The 15,801-nt window shown below is 59.4% G+C and carries 13 protein-coding genes and 1 pseudogene; 8 read left to right on the forward strand and 6 right to left on the reverse strand.

What is annotated here, in order from left to right:
* The first annotated feature begins 162 nt into the window (after positions 1–162).
* Positions 163–1,113 carry a 16S rRNA (cytidine(1402)-2'-O)-methyltransferase gene (gene rsmI / locus DDF78_RS08895; protein WP_237564626.1) on the forward strand — a complete coding sequence of 317 codons (951 nt, stop codon included), beginning with the start codon at positions 163–165 and terminating at the stop codon, positions 1,111–1,113.
* A gap of 29 nt (positions 1,114–1,142) precedes the next feature.
* On the opposite strand, the gene DDF78_RS12135 is transcribed toward rsmI, so the two are convergent.
* Both DDF78_RS12135 and DDF78_RS08905 read right to left on the reverse strand, forming a co-directional pair.
* Positions 1,143–1,502 (reverse strand): variant leucine-rich repeat-containing protein, encoded by a 360-nt coding sequence (locus DDF78_RS12135; protein ID WP_237564619.1) that lies wholly within the window; start codon positions 1,500–1,502, stop codon positions 1,143–1,145.
* A gap of 74 nt (positions 1,503–1,576) precedes the next feature.
* Entirely contained in the window at positions 1,577–2,086 is a 510-nt protein-coding gene (locus tag DDF78_RS08905) for a hypothetical protein (protein WP_152580210.1), read from the reverse strand.
* Positions 2,087–2,469: 383 nt separating this feature from the next.
* On the opposite strand from DDF78_RS08905, the gene metG reads away from it, so the two are divergent.
* Positions 2,470–4,359, forward strand: a complete 1,890-nt coding sequence (gene metG, locus DDF78_RS08910; RefSeq protein ID WP_152580211.1) for a methionine--tRNA ligase — start codon at positions 2,470–2,472, stop codon at positions 4,357–4,359.
* A 445-nt stretch (positions 4,360–4,804) separates the two neighbouring features.
* On the opposite strand, the gene DDF78_RS08915 is transcribed toward metG, so the two are convergent.
* Together DDF78_RS08915 and DDF78_RS12315 are read right to left on the reverse strand one after the other, a co-directional pair.
* The gene (locus DDF78_RS08915) at positions 4,805–5,848 is read right to left on the reverse strand and encodes a substrate-binding domain-containing protein (protein ID WP_237564620.1); all 1,044 of its coding nucleotides are present in this window, start codon (positions 5,846–5,848) and stop codon (positions 4,805–4,807) included.
* A gap of 163 nt (positions 5,849–6,011) precedes the next feature.
* Positions 6,012–6,155, reverse strand: a pseudogene (locus DDF78_RS12315) (LacI family DNA-binding transcriptional regulator); the annotation flags it as partial.
* Between the two features lie 192 nt (positions 6,156–6,347).
* Here DDF78_RS12315 and DDF78_RS08925 point away from each other — a divergent pair.
* Both DDF78_RS08925 and DDF78_RS08930 read left to right on the forward strand, forming a co-directional pair.
* Positions 6,348–8,588 (forward strand): DUF5979 domain-containing protein, encoded by a 2,241-nt coding sequence (locus DDF78_RS08925; RefSeq protein WP_152580213.1) that lies wholly within the window; start codon positions 6,348–6,350, stop codon positions 8,586–8,588.
* A gap of 137 nt (positions 8,589–8,725) precedes the next feature.
* On the forward strand, positions 8,726–10,336 hold the full coding sequence (locus tag DDF78_RS08930; protein ID WP_152580214.1) for a SpaH/EbpB family LPXTG-anchored major pilin: 1,611 nt from the start codon (positions 8,726–8,728) through the stop codon (positions 10,334–10,336).
* A gap of 206 nt (positions 10,337–10,542) precedes the next feature.
* Here DDF78_RS08930 and DDF78_RS08935 read toward each other — a convergent pair whose 3' ends face one another.
* Positions 10,543–10,749, reverse strand: a complete 207-nt coding sequence (locus tag DDF78_RS08935; protein WP_152580215.1) for a hypothetical protein — start codon at positions 10,747–10,749, stop codon at positions 10,543–10,545.
* Between the two features lie 673 nt (positions 10,750–11,422).
* Complete coding sequence (locus tag DDF78_RS08940) at positions 11,423–12,580, reverse strand: LacI family DNA-binding transcriptional regulator (protein ID WP_152580216.1); 1,158 nt, start codon at positions 12,578–12,580, stop codon at positions 11,423–11,425.
* A 403-nt stretch (positions 12,581–12,983) separates the two neighbouring features.
* Here DDF78_RS08940 and DDF78_RS08945 point away from each other — a divergent pair, with 403 nt between their 5' ends.
* The 4 genes from DDF78_RS08945 (at position 12,984) to DDF78_RS08960 (ending at position 15,709) form a co-directional block, all read left to right on the forward strand.
* Positions 12,984–13,208, forward strand: coding sequence for a helix-turn-helix transcriptional regulator (locus tag DDF78_RS08945; protein WP_237564621.1), 225 nt, complete (start codon positions 12,984–12,986; stop codon positions 13,206–13,208).
* A 230-nt stretch (positions 13,209–13,438) separates the two neighbouring features.
* Positions 13,439–14,509, forward strand: coding sequence for a class C sortase (locus tag DDF78_RS08950; RefSeq protein WP_152580218.1), 1,071 nt, complete (start codon positions 13,439–13,441; stop codon positions 14,507–14,509).
* 101 nt (positions 14,510–14,610) lie between these two features.
* Positions 14,611–15,165 carry a Panacea domain-containing protein gene (locus tag DDF78_RS08955; RefSeq protein WP_152580219.1) on the forward strand — a complete coding sequence of 185 codons (555 nt, stop codon included), beginning with the start codon at positions 14,611–14,613 and terminating at the stop codon, positions 15,163–15,165.
* Between the two features lie 19 nt (positions 15,166–15,184).
* Positions 15,185–15,709, forward strand: a complete 525-nt coding sequence (locus DDF78_RS08960; RefSeq protein WP_152580220.1) for a GNAT family N-acetyltransferase — start codon at positions 15,185–15,187, stop codon at positions 15,707–15,709.
* Positions 15,710–15,801 lie beyond the last annotated feature (92 nt).

Raw genomic sequence — 15,801 nt, forward strand, 5'->3', positions numbered from 1 at the left:
TTCTGTCTACCACATTATCCCGGTTGTAGCGTGATGCATAGGCGATGGGCGCATGTTGTGAATGCGCGTTGTGGATGCACTTTGTGGGCGTGGTGCGCGATACTGGAAAGCATGGAAACGGAAGATATGCAATCTGCTCAGGCGGCGGCACCGGTGGCGGGTATGCCAGTGCAGGCGAACAGCCCACAGCCACAAGTCGGGCAGCGCCCAGAAAAAGCCGTGTCGATTCCCTCCGGCACCGTCATCCTTGCCGCGACGCCGATTGGCAATACGGCCGATGCTTCCGCACGGCTGGTCGCGCTGCTGGAACACGCTGACATCGTCGCGGCGGAGGACACGAGGCGGTTGTACAATCTGGCCAACCGCCTGGGCGTGCATGTGGGCGGCAAAGTCATCGCCTATCACGACCACAACGAGCGCAACAAGGCAGACGGGCTGCTCGATCAGGTGGCCGAAGGCGCGAGCGTGCTGGTGGTGTCCGACGCCGGCATGCCGACCATCAATGACCCTGGGCTAGCTATCGTCCGACGCGCCATCGAGCGCGGCATTCCGGTGACCTGCGCGCCCGGTCCGAGCGCGGTGCTCGATGCGCTCGCCTTGTCCGGCCTGCCCACGGACCGCTTCTGCTATGAGGGCTTCGTGCCGCGCAAGCACGCCGAACGCATGCAGCGCCTGCATATGCTGCGTGCCGAGCGGCGCACCATCGTGTTCTACGAAACCCTGCATCGCATCGTTGAAACGATGGACGATCTGCTGGTTGCCTTCGGCCCTGATCGGCCGATGGCGCTGTGCCGTGAGCTCACCAAGGACTACGAGGAAATTCGTCGTGGCAGCATCGCAGAGATTCATCAGGGTGTCATCGGCAACCTGCCACGCGGGGAAATCGTGCTCGTCATTGGCGGAGCAGACGATGAGACGGCCGCGCAGGAGTCTCCCGACGTGCTCAGCATCGATACTTTGGCTGCTCTGGCCGCTGAACGCTCGCAATCCCAAGGCATTCGCGTCAAGGACGCCATCGCCAAGGTCGTCGCCGAGCACCCGCTGCCGGACGGCTCGCTGGCGAGCCGCAAAGAGGTCTACGCGGCCGTGCTGGCGCTGCGGGATAGTGAGTAAATAGACGGGGCCGTTCAATCGGTTGAGCGCTACTCCTTGTGTTCCGTCGATTCGAAGAACACCTCGAAGGCTTCGTTGACTCCTGGGCCACCGGATTGCGCCACGTATTCGAGCAGCAGCGCGTCGGCGTGGGGGTTGGCTACGAGCCAGCGGCGCAATTCGGGGGCTTCGCGCGCGATATGCCATAGAATCTCCGCGTCTGCCGTTTCGCATGCGAGTAACGGCGTCAAGGCAAGCGGCGGAGGCGGAGGAACGTGGCGGCATGCGGCAGTAGGGCTGACTGCGCCGCCGCCCCCAGCTCCAGTGCTGTGAGCCGCATCGCTTCCGAGCCGTCCAAGCCGCCCGAGCCGATGGGTTGCGGTTATGGCTGCTGCGCCAGCGCTACCCAATAGCGAATGCAAGCGTCGTCGGCTTCGCGTTCTTCCATGAATCATTGATGCGCTTTCGTTGCCCAAGGCCACGTTCAGAAGCAATGCTCGATGATGCGGAAGAACTGCTTCGCGCGGGGCGAGTTCTGCCAGAAGCGGTTGGCCGCCAGAATATCCAGGCAGTCCGTGGGGCGGAATCCATACGTTTCCATAAGCGCGCAGACTGTCTCGTTGGCGTAGATCTCGCCCGCCTCCTCCTCGCTGAGCAGTGCGATATCGCATGCGGTGCGCTGCGGCGTGGTGATGTGCAGATCGCCTATCGAGGTGAGATGCCCCTGCGGTGCATTGCGGTTGAACACGCGGATTTTGCGACCATAGGTCAGCGTACGGAAATGCGACGTCGAAACGATGTCGATGGTTTTGGGGAACTCGCCGCCCAGCCACACCCATGCGGCGGTCACAGCGCAGCAGACCGTGCCGTAGGGCGCGACCGAGTGGATGATGGCGCCGCGACCGTAGAGCGTGTTGGCGTCTTCGGTCCGGTAGGCGCTGGCGTTGTCGAGCTTGCGCACGGCCCCGACGAACGCGAGACGATGCAGAATCATCGGTCCGGGGAGATCCCGAGCTTTCAAAACCGTAGGCGGCGCATGGGATGGCATATGGGAAGGCATGTTTGGCGGCGCGTAAGTCGGCGCGCGCGACACGGATGCCGCTGCCGTTGACAGGGCTGCGACAGAGGGCAGTGCGGCAGGGGACAAGGCAGAAGAGGACAGGGCTGTGCGTACTGTCTTCGCGGGTGAAATCGTTGCGTATATCATGAGGCGACGGTAACAGCGCCACATGCGGCCCATGCGCCCGAGCCGCAATAATGTGAATATGTGGATAACTCCCCAAAGGCACCCTTCCGATGTGCATAAGTCCGTATATAAGTCTGGGACAACCAAGGGAAAGGCACGGCTGTCCCCGCTGGGCCAGATAATCGTGCATTATGAGTCATATTATGGTGAATGTCGCCTGGCCGTATGCCAACGGCCCCCGTCATATCGGCCACGTCGCTGGCTTCGGCGTGCCTTCGGACGTTTACGCGCGCTATGAGCGCATGAAGGGCAACGACGTGCTGATGGTGTCGGGCACCGACGAGCACGGCACCCCGATTCTGGTCGAGGCCGAGAACGAAGGCGTCAGCGCGCAGCAGCTTGCCGACCGCTACAACCGCGTCATCGCCAAGGATCTGTGCGACTTGGGGCTGAGCTACGACCTATTCACCCGCACCACGACCGGCAACCACGAGCACGTCGTGCAGGAGATGTTCAAGCAGTGCCTGAGCAACGGCTACATCTACAAGGGCACGCAGAAGGTCGCGATCTCCCCGTCGACCGGCCGTACGCTGCCCGACCGCTACATCGAAGGCACTTGCCCGATCTGCGGTGCGGACGGCGCGCGCGGCGACCAGTGCGACAATTGTGGCAACGAACTTGACCCCGACGAGCTGATCAACCCGGTTTCGAAGATCAACGGCGAAACGCCGCGCTTCGAGGAGACCGAGCACTTCTTCCTCGACCTGCCCGCGCTCGCCGAGGCGAATCTCGCCTGGCTCAAGACGCGCGAAGGTTGGCGCACGAACGTCATCAACTTCTCGCTCGGCCTGTTCAAAGAGGTGCGCCCGCGCGCCATCACGCGCGACATCGACTGGGGCATCCCCATTCCGGTCGAGGGTTGGATCGATAACCCGAACAAGAAGCTCTACGTCTGGTTCGACGCGGTGATCGGCTACTTGTCGGCCTCCATCGAATGGGCGCGGCGGCAGGGCGACCCGCAGGCATGGCGCGCCTGGTGGAACGATTCCTCGACGCCGGCCTACTACTTCATGGGCAAGGACAACATCACCTTCCACTCGCAGATCTGGCCCTCCGAGATGCTCGCCTACAACGGGCAGGGTTCGAAGGATGGCGAGGTCGGCGAACTTGGCCCGCTCAATCTGCCCGAGCAGGTTGTGGCCTCCGAGTTCATGACGATGGAGGGCAAGAAGTTCAGCTCCTCGCGCGGTATCGTCATCTACGTCAAGGACATTCTCGCCCGCTACCCGGTTGACGCCGTGCGCTACTACATTTCGGTGGCCGGCCCGGAAAGCTCCGACTCCGACTTCACTTGGTCCGAATTCGTCCGGCACAACAACGAGGAGCTGGCCGCCAGCTGGGGCAACCTCGTCAACCGCGTCACCAACCTCATCAACAAGAACTTCGCCGCGATACCCGAGCTGGACGAGGACTCGATGACCGAGGAGGATCGGGCGCTCCTGCAGGAGACCGCCGACGCCTTCGACATCGTCGGCGGTATGATCGAGCGCCATCGCCAGAAGAACGCGCTGTCCGAGGCGATGCGCGTGGTCGGCGACACCAACAAGTACATCTCATCCACCGAGCCGTGGAAGATCAAGAACGACGAGAAGCGCCTGGCGACCGTGCTGCATGTGGCCGCGCAGGCCGTATCCGACGCGAACCATCTGCTCGCGCCCTTCCTGCCGCATTCCGCGCAAAAGGTCTGGGAGGCGCTGGGCGGCGAGGGCACGTTCTCGCCGCTGCCGCGCATCGAGGAGGTCGAGGATCTCGACAAGCCGGGCTTCAACTACCCGATCATCACCGGCGACTACGTGATGGGCGAAACCGTACATCCATGGGTCAGCGAGCCGCTGGTGGCGGGCACGCCGGTGCCCAAGCCGGCCCCCATCTTCGCCAAGATCCCCAAGGAGGCCGTCGACGAGGAGCTGGCGCGCTTCGACGCCGAGCTGGCCGAGCGCGAGGCCGCCAAGAAGGCCCGCTTCGAGGCTGCCAAGGCGCGGCTTGAGGATGGCGGCGCGGGTGCTGCCGCTGGTGAGTAGCGGCCGCTGGCTCGCACCATGTGGTGTTATGCCCCTTTCGTGACGCTGAGCTGAGCTAACAGTCACGAAAGGGGCATTTGACAGCGGACACTGCCCCTTTTGTGACTGTGCGGAGCGGGTTTGCGTCACGAAAGGGGCATTATGCCTCGGGGGCGCGGCCTTTGTGTTCCAGTAGGCTCGGGCTAAGCGCACGATACATGTTCGTTACACGTTTCACAGGATTCTTTGAGACTCGCCCATCATTCCTCTAAGAAACGTCGGGTTATATAAGAGTTGTCGGCGGGATGGTCGCCGGTGAGGTTCCGAACAAACCCCATAATTGAACCCTTCTTCTCTCTTCTCTGAACCCGGCGGCTTCCCTCCGCCGGGTTTCTCTTTGCTCGGTGTCTTATGCCCTACTGGAACGAATCCGCCGCTGCCCGTGAGCGGCGTCAGTGTCTGTGTATCACCGCGTCAAGGGCGATGCGGGATAAGGGAGCAATGTGGCTGTCAAAGGTGCGGATGATGCCAAGGATGTCGAGGGCGCCGCGGCCATTGGCTGATTAGTGCGGCGCAGGTCTATGCGGGTTGGGCCGTTGAAGCGTCGGACGGACTGCCCGAGCCTGAGATAGCCGGGAACCATGAAGCAGGTGGACGAGATGGCTCGTGCCTCAGCCGGACGCGAAACCTGCCCGGTTTCACTGGTTTCCCCAGTTCGGCCGGTTCCTTCGGTTTCGTCAGCCGAATCCGCTGCATCTCCCGCACCCCTCGCTCCTACACCTCCCGCCTCATCTACAACCGCGTACCGCCACGAATCGGTCAAAGGAATCGTGCCGGCGAAGGCCCTGCCGCCAAGCAGATACGAGGTCGCCTGGGCGGCGGTCTGGATAATGTCGGGCGCGGGCTGCACCCAGGATTGAATCGAGACGGGCATGAGCGCGGTGATGCTCCACCCGCCGAAGCTGGCCAGAGAGACGTCGCTAGGCACTCGGATGCCCTCGTCTGCAAGCACTTTGGCCAAGGCGAACGCGAGGTAGTCGCTCAATGCGAGTATGGCCGAAGGCCGGTGGCGCGAGCTGGTGAGCGCGGGGATGGCGTGCGCTCTGATAGTTGTCATGGCCGAGTCGATGTAGTCGCCGTAGTCGATAGGCAGCGCCATCAGTGCAGACGTATCGAAGCCTAGGCCATGCGCCGCCAACGCGTCCTTGAACCCCTCGATGCGGTCGTGGTAGTAGGCGCTTCCGTCCGGTTTGCGCTCCGTGAGCACCATAATCGATTCGTGCCCGGCGCCGATCAGCGATTCCGTGATGGCTCTGGCCCCGTGGCGGTCGTCGCTCACAATCTGCGGATACCCGGCCGGGGCGTCGTCGGAGAGAATGAAGAGTATGGGTGCCTTCAAGGCTTCGAGTTGCGAGCTGTCGGCGATCTCGCAAGGGCCGTAGAAGATGAAGATTGCCGGAATTATAGGCGATTTCGGCGCGGTGAAGCCCCTCGGCGAAGTCCTCTCCATAGGGAATCCTGACCACATGCGGTTCGAGGCCTAGGCGGTTGGTCATCTCGAAGGCGTCTGCAGACAGGATGCTTGTCCCCGCTATCCCCTGCGTTCGGATGATGAACAGGGCGATTGAGGAATTGCCGACACGTATCGACACGGCATTGCGGTTCGGCACATAGCCGCGGTCTTTCGCATAGCGCACGACCTTTGATTTGAGCCCTTTGCCCACGCCCGGCTTGTCGTTGAGCGCTCTCGAAACCGTTGCGGTGCTCACCTTGAGCGCCTGCGCTATTTCCTGAATGGTGATGTTGCTGCGGCTCATGCGCCAAGCGCGCGGGCGGCAGGTACATCATTGACTTGCGGGACGGGCGTTGTGTATGGTGTCAGTCAGATAACATCGGGAAACGAAACGTCAGGCCAGCTGGTTCAATACACTCCGTCGGTTAACAGCGCGAACCCGTCACTGATTGGCACGGGCTGGACCGGGCTTCCCAGCGGAGCAGGGCCGAATGGCTTGGGAATCGCTGCTGGTGGTACCGCCGTTTACGCGTACTACAGCAGTAGTTACTCCTCCACCAGTTATGACGCGCAGATTATCAGTTACGTCCCGAGCACTGGTACTTGGACGACGAGCGGCCTGCCATTTATCAATACCGGGGTCACGTCTGCTCCTGGCGGTCAAAAGAGAGTCCATTTCGTTACTGGTGCCGTAGACCTGTCGACCGGCGACTACATGCTCAGTGGCTTTGACAGCAGCGGCAAAGCGTATATTTATAAATGGACCCCTGGGACTCCTTCAATTGTTTATGTCGGTTCATTCGCTACAGGTATTAATGATTCACTGAACGGTGATATTGCCTTTGATAAGGCTGGCAACTTGTATGTGCTGGGCAGTGAGGCATTAAATGCATATGGATACCCGACGAATGGGTCATCAGGATGGGGCGGCAACGGCCCTATTACTCAAGCAAGCATGAACATCTTCGTGGTGACCGCCGCTCAATTGAACCAGGCTCTGAATAACCCTGGTGGGACAATTGTTGCTTCGAAAGCCACCAGCAAAACTATTTCCTCGACTTCAGGCTTTAATGGCATCTCCTTCGATGGTGACGGTTCGGTGTGGGTGAGTAGCTCGGCGCAGATCCTGAACTTCAATGCCTCGAATTGGGTTCAGAACGGTATCGCGAAAGACATTACGAGTTCGAATTCTGATCTCGCAAGCTGCTCATCTCCAGCAACCCTGACCATCCAGAAGAATGTCGCGGGTCGAGCCGATGTCAGCGACCAATTCACACTTTCGGTTACGAACGCGAATACGGCTATCCAACCAACCACGACGACGGGCAGTGGCACCGGGATCCAGGCCAATCAGATTGGGCCGACACCGGTGGTGTCCAACTCGACGTATACCTTCGCTGAATCAATGGCATCCGGCTCTGTCTCGGCTCTAAGCGCCTACAATACGACATGGCAATGCACGGCGCCGTCGCCCTATGCGGTGAATGTGAGCGGTACGGGCACGAGCGGCAGCGTGAAGATACCTACTACTGTCGACCCGACGGGTGCAGCTGTCACCTGTACCTTCACCAATACCCCGATACCTAAGACTGGTGCGTTGTCGATTACGAAGGCGTTTGATGCTTCGGTGCCGACTGGTGCTGGGGCGCAAACTGCGAACACGATGTTCAGTGGCACCTATTCATGTGCTTTTAACGGCATACAGAACGCTACTGGCACATGGTCGAGAACCGGCACTGGTGCTGCGACGCTCACGCAGGCTTCGGGCGCACTGCCTACGGCCATACCTAATGGGTCGAGTTGTTCTGCGGTCGAGACGCAACCCTCGGCAGGCTCGGCTTCAGGGTTGCCTGCAAGCTGGGTTTGGGGTACGCCTCAAATTTCAGGGTCTGCAACGATCACTGCTCCGAATACTTCGAACATTACGGTCACAAACAAGGCCACTCAGCAGAAGGGTGCGCTGGCTATTACCAAGGTGTTTGACTCTTCGGTGCCTTCGGGCGCGACTGGTCCGTTCAGCGGCAAGTACACATGCTCCGGCACTAGCTTGGCGACTGCGACGGGTTCGTGGACGGTGAACGGCCAGGGTGCAGCGACGTTGACGGCCGACCAGGGTTCGGCCAGTCCGACGGCGCTTCCTGCCGGCTTGAGCTGCGCGGTGACGGAGACCTCTCCGGCGTCCGGCTCGACGATGGGTCTTCCCAACAGTTATGTGTGGGGTACGCCGACGATCTCATCGGCGGTGACGATCTCCGTGGACACGACGAAAACCGTCACGGTCACGAACAAGGCCACGCATGTGATGGGCAGCGTCTCGTGGAACAAGACGGATGAGTCGGGTCATGCGCTGGCGGGTTCGGAGTGGACCATTACGCCGACCAATCCGTCCGGCGCGCCAATCACGGTGGTCGACAACGGTGTGCATGACGCTGATTCGGTTGCGGGCGCGCTGAAGGTCACGGGCCTGGATGTGGGCACGTATTCGCTGCAGGAGTCGAAGGCCCCGGCAGGGTATGTGCGTTCGGACAGGACCTATACGTTCACCATTTCCGTGAGTAGTACGACGGCGACTGTCAATGGCGGAAATGCCATCGAGAACGAGCAACAGACGCCTCCGACACTGCCGTTGACTGGCGGCCTGAGCACGGATGCGTTCATCATCGGTGGTGGTGGTTTGATTGTCCTTTCTGTGGCTATAGCGTTGATTATGCGACGCAGAAAGGCGGTTCATGTGTGATAGACGTCACTTTTCATGGGTGCCGGTAACCCGGCATCAACATGAGTCTCACAGAGAATTAAATAGTAGATTTTGGCAATTCTGTCAGAAAGATGTAGTACCTGCCAGCAGAGGGGTGCTAGAAGGAAGGAACACAAATGAGTAACGTAGGGAAAAGCTCGCTGGTGCGCCGTGTTGCGGCTGCCGCCGGTGCGTTGGCTCTGGGTCTTGCCGGCCTGGCAGGCGCCGCGCTGACGGCGAACGCCGATACGACCGTGCCGGTCACGGGCGTGGGCAATATCGTTGCAGGCACGTCGACGTCGCTGACGATCAACAAGTATTCGGGCCTTGAGGCTTCGACTCCTGATGACGGTGCGTTGAACAACAGTATCGATCAGACGACGCATAAGCCGCTTAACGGCGTGCAGTTCACGATCACCCCGGTGAGCGCGAAGACCGTCAATGGCACGGCGCAGCCGATCAATCTGGATACTCCCGAGGGCTGGGATCTGATCAGCGGCGTGCAGGCGTCGGACGTGACGAAGACGGGCAGCGCGTATACGCAGGACACTGCGAATGCCACGACGGTCACGACCGCGAATGGCGGCGTGGCGAAGGCGACTTTGCCTCATGGCCTGTACTTGGTCCAGGAGGGCGATGACACCGGCAACAACGGCATCGTCTCCAAGACTGCTGATTTCCTGGTCACGCTGCCTTTGCCTCATGTCGCGCAGGACGGCACGACGGACGGTCACTGGATCTACGACGTGAACGTGTATCCGAAGAACCAGCTGCTGGCTGGCCCGGGCAAGACCATCAACTCGGATGCGGATCAGTCCGCGCTGGGTGTGAAGGTCGGCGACGTGGTCGAGTACACGATCAAGCAGACGGTTCCCGCGCTGAACACGGGCGAGACGTACACTCAGGCGCGTATTTTCGATAATCTCAGGACTGATGAGCTGGCGTTCGATTCGCAGGTCTCGGTGCAGCTCAACGGCACGGATCTCGTCGCCGGGGACGATTATGCGCTCACTACTGATGCCACTGGCAACGTGAGCTGGGATCTGACTCCTGCGGGTCTTGCTAAGATTCATAAGGATGACGTGATCACGGTCGTGTTCAAGGCCAAGGTTCTCAAGGTCACTGTGACCGGCGGCATCGCCAACGGCCCGGGCACCGGCAATCCTGGCGAGCCGGGCTACGGCTCCGAGTTCAACCACAAGAGCGTTCCTCCCACTCAGACCCCGTACACCTACTGGGGCCAGCTTCAGGTGACCAAGGTCGTCAAGGGCAACACGGACCAGAAGCTCGCCAACGCCGAATTCGCGGTTGCTGAGCTACCCGCTACCGCCAACGAATGCCCGACTACGGCCCCGGCTGCCGCTGATGCGGTCGCGACCGGTACGTCGGATGCCAACGGCGTCGTGCAGTGGAACTCGACTCCGACCAGCCCGCTGGGCCTGTTCGTGGCCAACAGCGACACGGATCCGAACCCTGCCGACTTCCACAAGGATTACTGCCTGTACGAGACCAAGGCCCCGGCTGGCTACATCCTGAAGGATGCTCCTCAGAAGGTGACGATTACTCCGGGCACGACGCTGACCGCGGGCGCGAATGACATCACGGTCGAGGATGAGCAGCAGAACCATCCGAACCTGCCGTTGACTGGTGCTGCGGGCACCGTCGTGATGACGCTGGGCGGCATCGCGCTGGTGGCTGCCGGTGGCGCTGCCTACGCGATCTCGCGCAAGAAGCAGTCCGCTCGCTGAATGCGGAGTTGCTGACTAGCAGATACGGTCCTCTCTCCTGTTCAGACGGCTAATCGCCTGAATAGGACCTGGGCTAAAGAGGGGGAAGGCTAACGCCTTCCCCCTCTTCTCGTAGGTTATGTGGTGCTGCCCCGGCCTTTGACGACCGGGACGGCTGTGGAGTCGCTAGCTGCGCTCCTTGCTGTGGGCTCGCATCGTGTAGCCGGCTATCGCCAGTATCGCGATGTCGGCTTTGCTGAGCCGTTAAGCGGACAGCCTGGTGGGCTGTCCGTAGGCGAAGTGAGCAGCCGCCAAGGCTGCGAAGGACGGTGCGAAGCACCGTCGTCCACTTTGGTCGACAGGACGATCACGAGGACCGCCATGAGCCACAGCATTGCCGTGCCGCTGTGCGGCTCCTCTTCTAAGTTGCGCATGATCTGCGCCCTTCTGTTATGGCCGCGCCACGAGTGACGCGGCAGTAGCATCCGACGGTTGTCGGATGGTCGGGGCTTGTCCTTTCCGCGGGATTTCGCTCGACGTGTTCGAAGAGTATCGGTTATGATGGAGGTGCTGGACACGGCATTTCCACACGTTCCCTACACTCTCGGCAGGCGCTAGGACTTTCAGGGGACGTTGCCGAATCCGGTGGGATGGTTTCTAAGTCCATCCCCTGCTATTGCCGCGAGGCCCCCCGAACCGCTGAGGTTCGGGGGGCCTCACGTATGCTTGGCGGATGCCGTTCCATTTCCGTGATTCCGAGGCGGATGAGGAATCACATGCCGAATTTGATATGCTCAGTTTCGATACAAAGAGCCGAGATTCATGATTCCAACCTCATACAGCAGCGCGTTTATTAGGCGCTTTTTTCGTTTATTAGGCCCTTCGCTAAATAGGCCATAATATTGGCGTCCTGAAAACGTTGGAATAAAGCCATTCCGTAAATTCTGTTCAAATGGAGTCCCGCCCGATTCGGTTCCTGACTGCGGAAATCGACCTAATGAATTCTCGCCGATTCATGCACGCTCATGAAAACTCCCTTGCCGCTCCGAAATTGGGATTATCTGGACGCACCATTCATGTATCACGCCTTAGGCCAGTCCGCAGCTACTAGGCGTTCAGGTTTCGCACTGATTGGCCGATTCTGAGGTAGCCCGGTACCATGAAGCAGGTAGGCGAGATCGCCCTTGCGACGGCTGGCTTGGCGCTGGCGGAGACCTGCTTTGGGCTCGGGGCATCTGAGGCACCCGGGCCATCTGAGGCGTCCAAGGGCGGCAGGCTGATTTCGCCGGAAAAAGGTTTGCCTTGCAGCGTGGAGAGGCCTGCGGCGGTCGAGGTTTCGAGGATGTACGGAATCGGCGGCACCCAGGATTGAATTGGCGCAGGCAGGAAGCTCGTGACTTCCCAGCCGCCGAAGCTGGCCAGGGAAATGTCGTCAGGAATGCGGATGTCCGCCTCCGACAGCATCTTCGTCACGAAAACCGTAAGGTAATCGTCGAGGATGAATATGGCTGTAGGCCGATCAGGCTTGGCAAGCAGCGGGGGAATCTGCTCGCGGAACGCCGCCATGAAGGAATCCGCATGATTGTTGTAATCCACATGGAGCGCCTGCACTTGTGACGAGTCGAAGACCATATGGTGGGCGACCAGCGCATTCCTGAATCCCGTAATGCGGCGCTGATAGTACGGCTCGCCGTTGCTTTTCAGCTCGCTGAGCACCATGATCGAATGGTGCCCGGCGGCAATCAGCGATTCTGTGATCGCGTAGGCCCCATCTTCGTCGTCGCTGGCTACGTGAGGGTATTCGGTGGGCGCATCATCGGAAAGGATGAACATGATAGGCGCTTGGACTTTGCTCAGCCGCGACTTGTCCCCGATATCGCACAAGCCGAACAGCAGGAAAATGGCAGGATGGCAGTCTGCTTCCGCCTTGAGCAACCCATCGACGAAATCTTCGCCATACGGTATGTGCACCACGCGCAGTTCGAGTCCAAGGCGCGATACGAGTTCGAAAGCCTGGGACGGGATGACTGCTTGCCGGTCTGATGACTGGATCTGTATCACTAGCACGGCAAGGGATGACATCCCTGTGCGCATCGACCGGGCGGTGCTGTTCGGCACGTAGCCGATGCTTTTGACGTACTTGAGAACCCGTGATTTGATTTGCGGACTCACTCCCGGCCTGTCGTTCAGCGCGCGCGACACGGTCGCCGTGCTGACCTGACAGTGTCGGGCTATGTCTTGGACAGTGGTTTTATGCTGTGTCACCGAGCGCCCCCTTGGCAGCGGTTATGCAGTTGGGTAAGCCTGGCAGACAAGGCGACTCGGTCAGGTTGGGCGGACGGTGTCCCCTTATCCGGCATTGACAGAACGATCATGTGGATTCTACCGATCTGCTGCTTGTACTGCATCTGCTTTGCGAGCCCCCTCGTATCTTCTATTCTTAATTATTATGCATTTTCGTAGCATTTTAACGCATGGCAAGCATTGCGCCTGGAAATAGAGTCTAGTGCGCCAACGTCACCTGACTTCCCAGCTTACACGGGAGTCGATATCTGGAAGTTCGGCTGAATTTAGCTGAATCGCAAAAATGTAGAGAAAATGCTACACTATGTTTATGTCTGCAGTGCGTTTTAATGATCATTACAATCGTGCGCGTCAGAATCCTGAGATGGCTGCACTCATTGACGAGGAAGAGCATCGGCTGGATGCTGCCGTAGTGCTCAGTCAGGCCCGCGAATCGGCTGGCATGACCCAGGAGCAACTGTCCGAAAAGGCGAATGTCTCCCGTTCCACTATCAACCGCATCGAGAAGGGGAGGACCATCCCTTCGTTCCGTACGATGGATGCCCTTGCGAAGGCGATGGGACGCCACGCAACCATCACCATCTCTTGAGCGATACGGTTTGCGGCACTTCTCTGTTGCGTCATTGTCGCATCCGCGGCCCCATTGAATGAGACTGCCGTTCGGAACTCGGGCCGGTTGCACAATGGCCGTTGACGGGCGGGCTGATATCATGGAATACGATATTTCATGAATTGATGATTGCTGCAGGGATTGCGGCGCTGGGGCGTGATGGGCACGGCGTGACGAATTCGGCGGAATCGGGATGATGACGGGGCGCAATGTTTACACGGCATAACGACACAGAGGCCAATCCAAGGCATCGTTCTTCGGCGGCTGCGGTGACACCGGCTGAGGCGGCATCTACGGCGAATGCCGGCGGAAACAAGAGTGCAAGACCCAAGTGGAGACTACGCCTTTATGCGCTGATTCCGGCGCTGCTGGTGCTGGCGGGCCTAGGGGTGCTCATGTATCCCACGGCGGCGGACTGGTTCTCGCAGTACGACCAGTCGCGGCTGATTGACGACAGCACCCAGCAGATCAAATCAGGAAAGCTGGAGCCTTCCATCGTGCAGCAGCTCAAGGATGCGCACGAATACAACGATGCGCTTTCCTCGGGGGCTGTGCTGGAAGCGAACCACCGCATTCCGACCGGCTCGGGCACGAGCCAGGACCCGAACGAGTCGCTGGACTACAACAATATTCTGGTCACCCCCTCGGGCGTGATGGCCCGCTTGCGTGTGCCCTCGATCGACGTCGATCTGCCGATCTATCACGGGACGTCGGACGCCACACTGCTCAAAGGCGTCGGCCATTTGGAGGGCACATCGCTGCCTGTGGGCGGGAAGGGGACGCACGCGGTGCTCACCGGCCACCGCGGGCTGGCCACGGCCACGATGTTCACCAACCTCAACAAGGTCAAGAAGGGCGATACATTCACCATTGAGGTGCTGGATCAGGTGCTGAGCTACAAGGTCTTCGACATCCGGGTCGTCGACCCGTCCGACACGGCCGCGCTGAAGGCCGACCCAAAGAAGGACCTCGTGACGCTGGTGACCTGCACGCCGCTGGGCATCAACTCGCAGCGCATCCTGGTCACGGGCGAGCGCATCTACCCCACGCCGAAGGCGGATATCGCGGCGGCGCGCAAGCCATCGACGCTGCCCCGCTTCCCGTGGTGGATCGTCGTGCTCGCGGGCGGGTTCATCGGTGCAACCGCGTTCGTATGGCGCTCGGGCTACCCGCCGAAGGCGAAGAAACCGCGTGGCTCGGGTGGAGACAATGATGCGGAAGACTCGAAAGGCGTAGAAGGTTCGGACGGCCTAGAAGAGAACGCAGCACCTGAGGCATAGACGCTGGGGGCAGAATAATATTTCGAATTTGCAAAATACGGCAATTGATATACCGGTGCTCTTATGGATAGAATGAACACCGGAATAGGGAGGTGATTGATATGGCAAAGGCTGTTGACGTAGCGCGTTATATTTTAGAGCAACGAGAGGCGCGTAACCATATGACCACCGCTTTTGCGCTGCAGAAGTTACTGTATTACTGCCAGTCATGGATGTTGGTGGCAAGGGACCGGCCGCTCTTTGAAGATGAGATTCAGGCATGGGAACATGGTCCCGTCGTCAAATCCGTATACCCGTATTGCCGCGGCAGACGCTACGTATTCGCGCGTGAAGTGACTGGCGGCGATGCCGATGCTTTGACGCTGGAGGAGCGGGCTTTAGTGGACCGGGTTCTTGCTCTGTACGAGGGCAAGGACGATCACAAGCTTGGCGATGATTTGGAGAAAATGAGCCATGCGGAGAAGCCTTGGTCTGATGTCCGAGATACCTCGAATCAGATTATTACGCCCGAAAGCATGCTGAGCTATTATTCCGCGCTGCAGGCCAACCCTGGCATGGAGCACTCCGCGCCGATTCCCGATCTGGCTGATGTCTCGGATCGGATGTTTATCTCTCAAGAAGATGCAGATTGGCTCCAATCCGTACTCTCCAATTGAGAAGCGCTCGGAGGAACGTATGGCAGGCGAACTCTGGCAAAGGATAGTCAGACTCAACCCCGATATTGATATCGTCGACTTCTCTTGTGGGGAGCCGACGATTGATATGTGGTTCCAGAAGAATGCTGTGGAACAGCAGGAACAGCGCGGCTGCACTGTGTATGTCGCTCTCGATGCAAGTGACGTGATTATTGGCTTTTTCTCGTTGAACATGTATTACTTGCAGAAGAGAATACTGCCTGACCCGGTGAAGGACGGGATAGATCTTCAACAGGGCAACATCCCCTGTATTCTGCTCGGGCAATTCGGTGTGGATTCAAGATTTCGGGGTGAGAACCGGGAGAAAATAGGTTGCGCTCCCCAAGGTCCTCTCCTTATTCAAGAAGCAATCTCCATTGCTCAAAACCTGGCTGATAACGTCGGCTGCAGAGCCATGTATGTGCAGGCGTTGAACGATGATCTGGTGCAATGGTACGTGAGGCAGGGATTTACCTCATTCCCCAATAAACCGCGCAATCTTATTCTTGATTTGAAGAGGCGTTGATTGCAGGCTTTGTGCAAAGAGCGTTGCAGAGGCTGCGACGTTTGAGGGCAGTTTAACGGCAGAATGCCCGTATTGAATCGTTAAACCCAAAG

Source organism: Bifidobacterium tibiigranuli, assembly GCF_009371885.1.
Taxonomy (GTDB): domain Bacteria; phylum Actinomycetota; class Actinomycetes; order Actinomycetales; family Bifidobacteriaceae; genus Bifidobacterium; species Bifidobacterium tibiigranuli.

Bases quoted from the DNA above. Each gene is read 5' to 3' on its own strand.
- DDF78_RS08950 (WP_152580218.1), top strand. From the start codon at position 13,439: ATGTTTACACGGCATAACGACACAGAGGCCAATCCAAGGCATCGTTCT.
- DDF78_RS08935 (WP_152580215.1), bottom strand. From the start codon at position 10,749: ATGCGCAACTTAGAAGAGGAGCCGCACAGCGGCACGGCAATGCTGTGG.
- DDF78_RS08930 (WP_152580214.1), top strand. From the start codon at position 8,726: ATGAGTAACGTAGGGAAAAGCTCGCTGGTGCGCCGTGTTGCGGCTGCC.
- rsmI (WP_237564626.1), top strand. From the start codon at position 163: ATGCCAGTGCAGGCGAACAGCCCACAGCCACAAGTCGGGCAGCGCCCA.
- DDF78_RS08960 (WP_152580220.1), top strand. From the start codon at position 15,185: ATGGCAGGCGAACTCTGGCAAAGGATAGTCAGACTCAACCCCGATATT.
- DDF78_RS08915 (WP_237564620.1), bottom strand. From the start codon at position 5,848: ATGGAGAGGACTTCGCCGAGGGGCTTCACCGCGCCGAAATCGCCTATA.
- DDF78_RS08955 (WP_152580219.1), top strand. From the start codon at position 14,611: ATGGCAAAGGCTGTTGACGTAGCGCGTTATATTTTAGAGCAACGAGAG.
- DDF78_RS08945 (WP_237564621.1), top strand. From the start codon at position 12,984: ATGGCTGCACTCATTGACGAGGAAGAGCATCGGCTGGATGCTGCCGTA.
- metG (WP_152580211.1), top strand. From the start codon at position 2,470: ATGAGTCATATTATGGTGAATGTCGCCTGGCCGTATGCCAACGGCCCC.
- DDF78_RS08905 (WP_152580210.1), bottom strand. From the start codon at position 2,086: ATGATTCTGCATCGTCTCGCGTTCGTCGGGGCCGTGCGCAAGCTCGAC.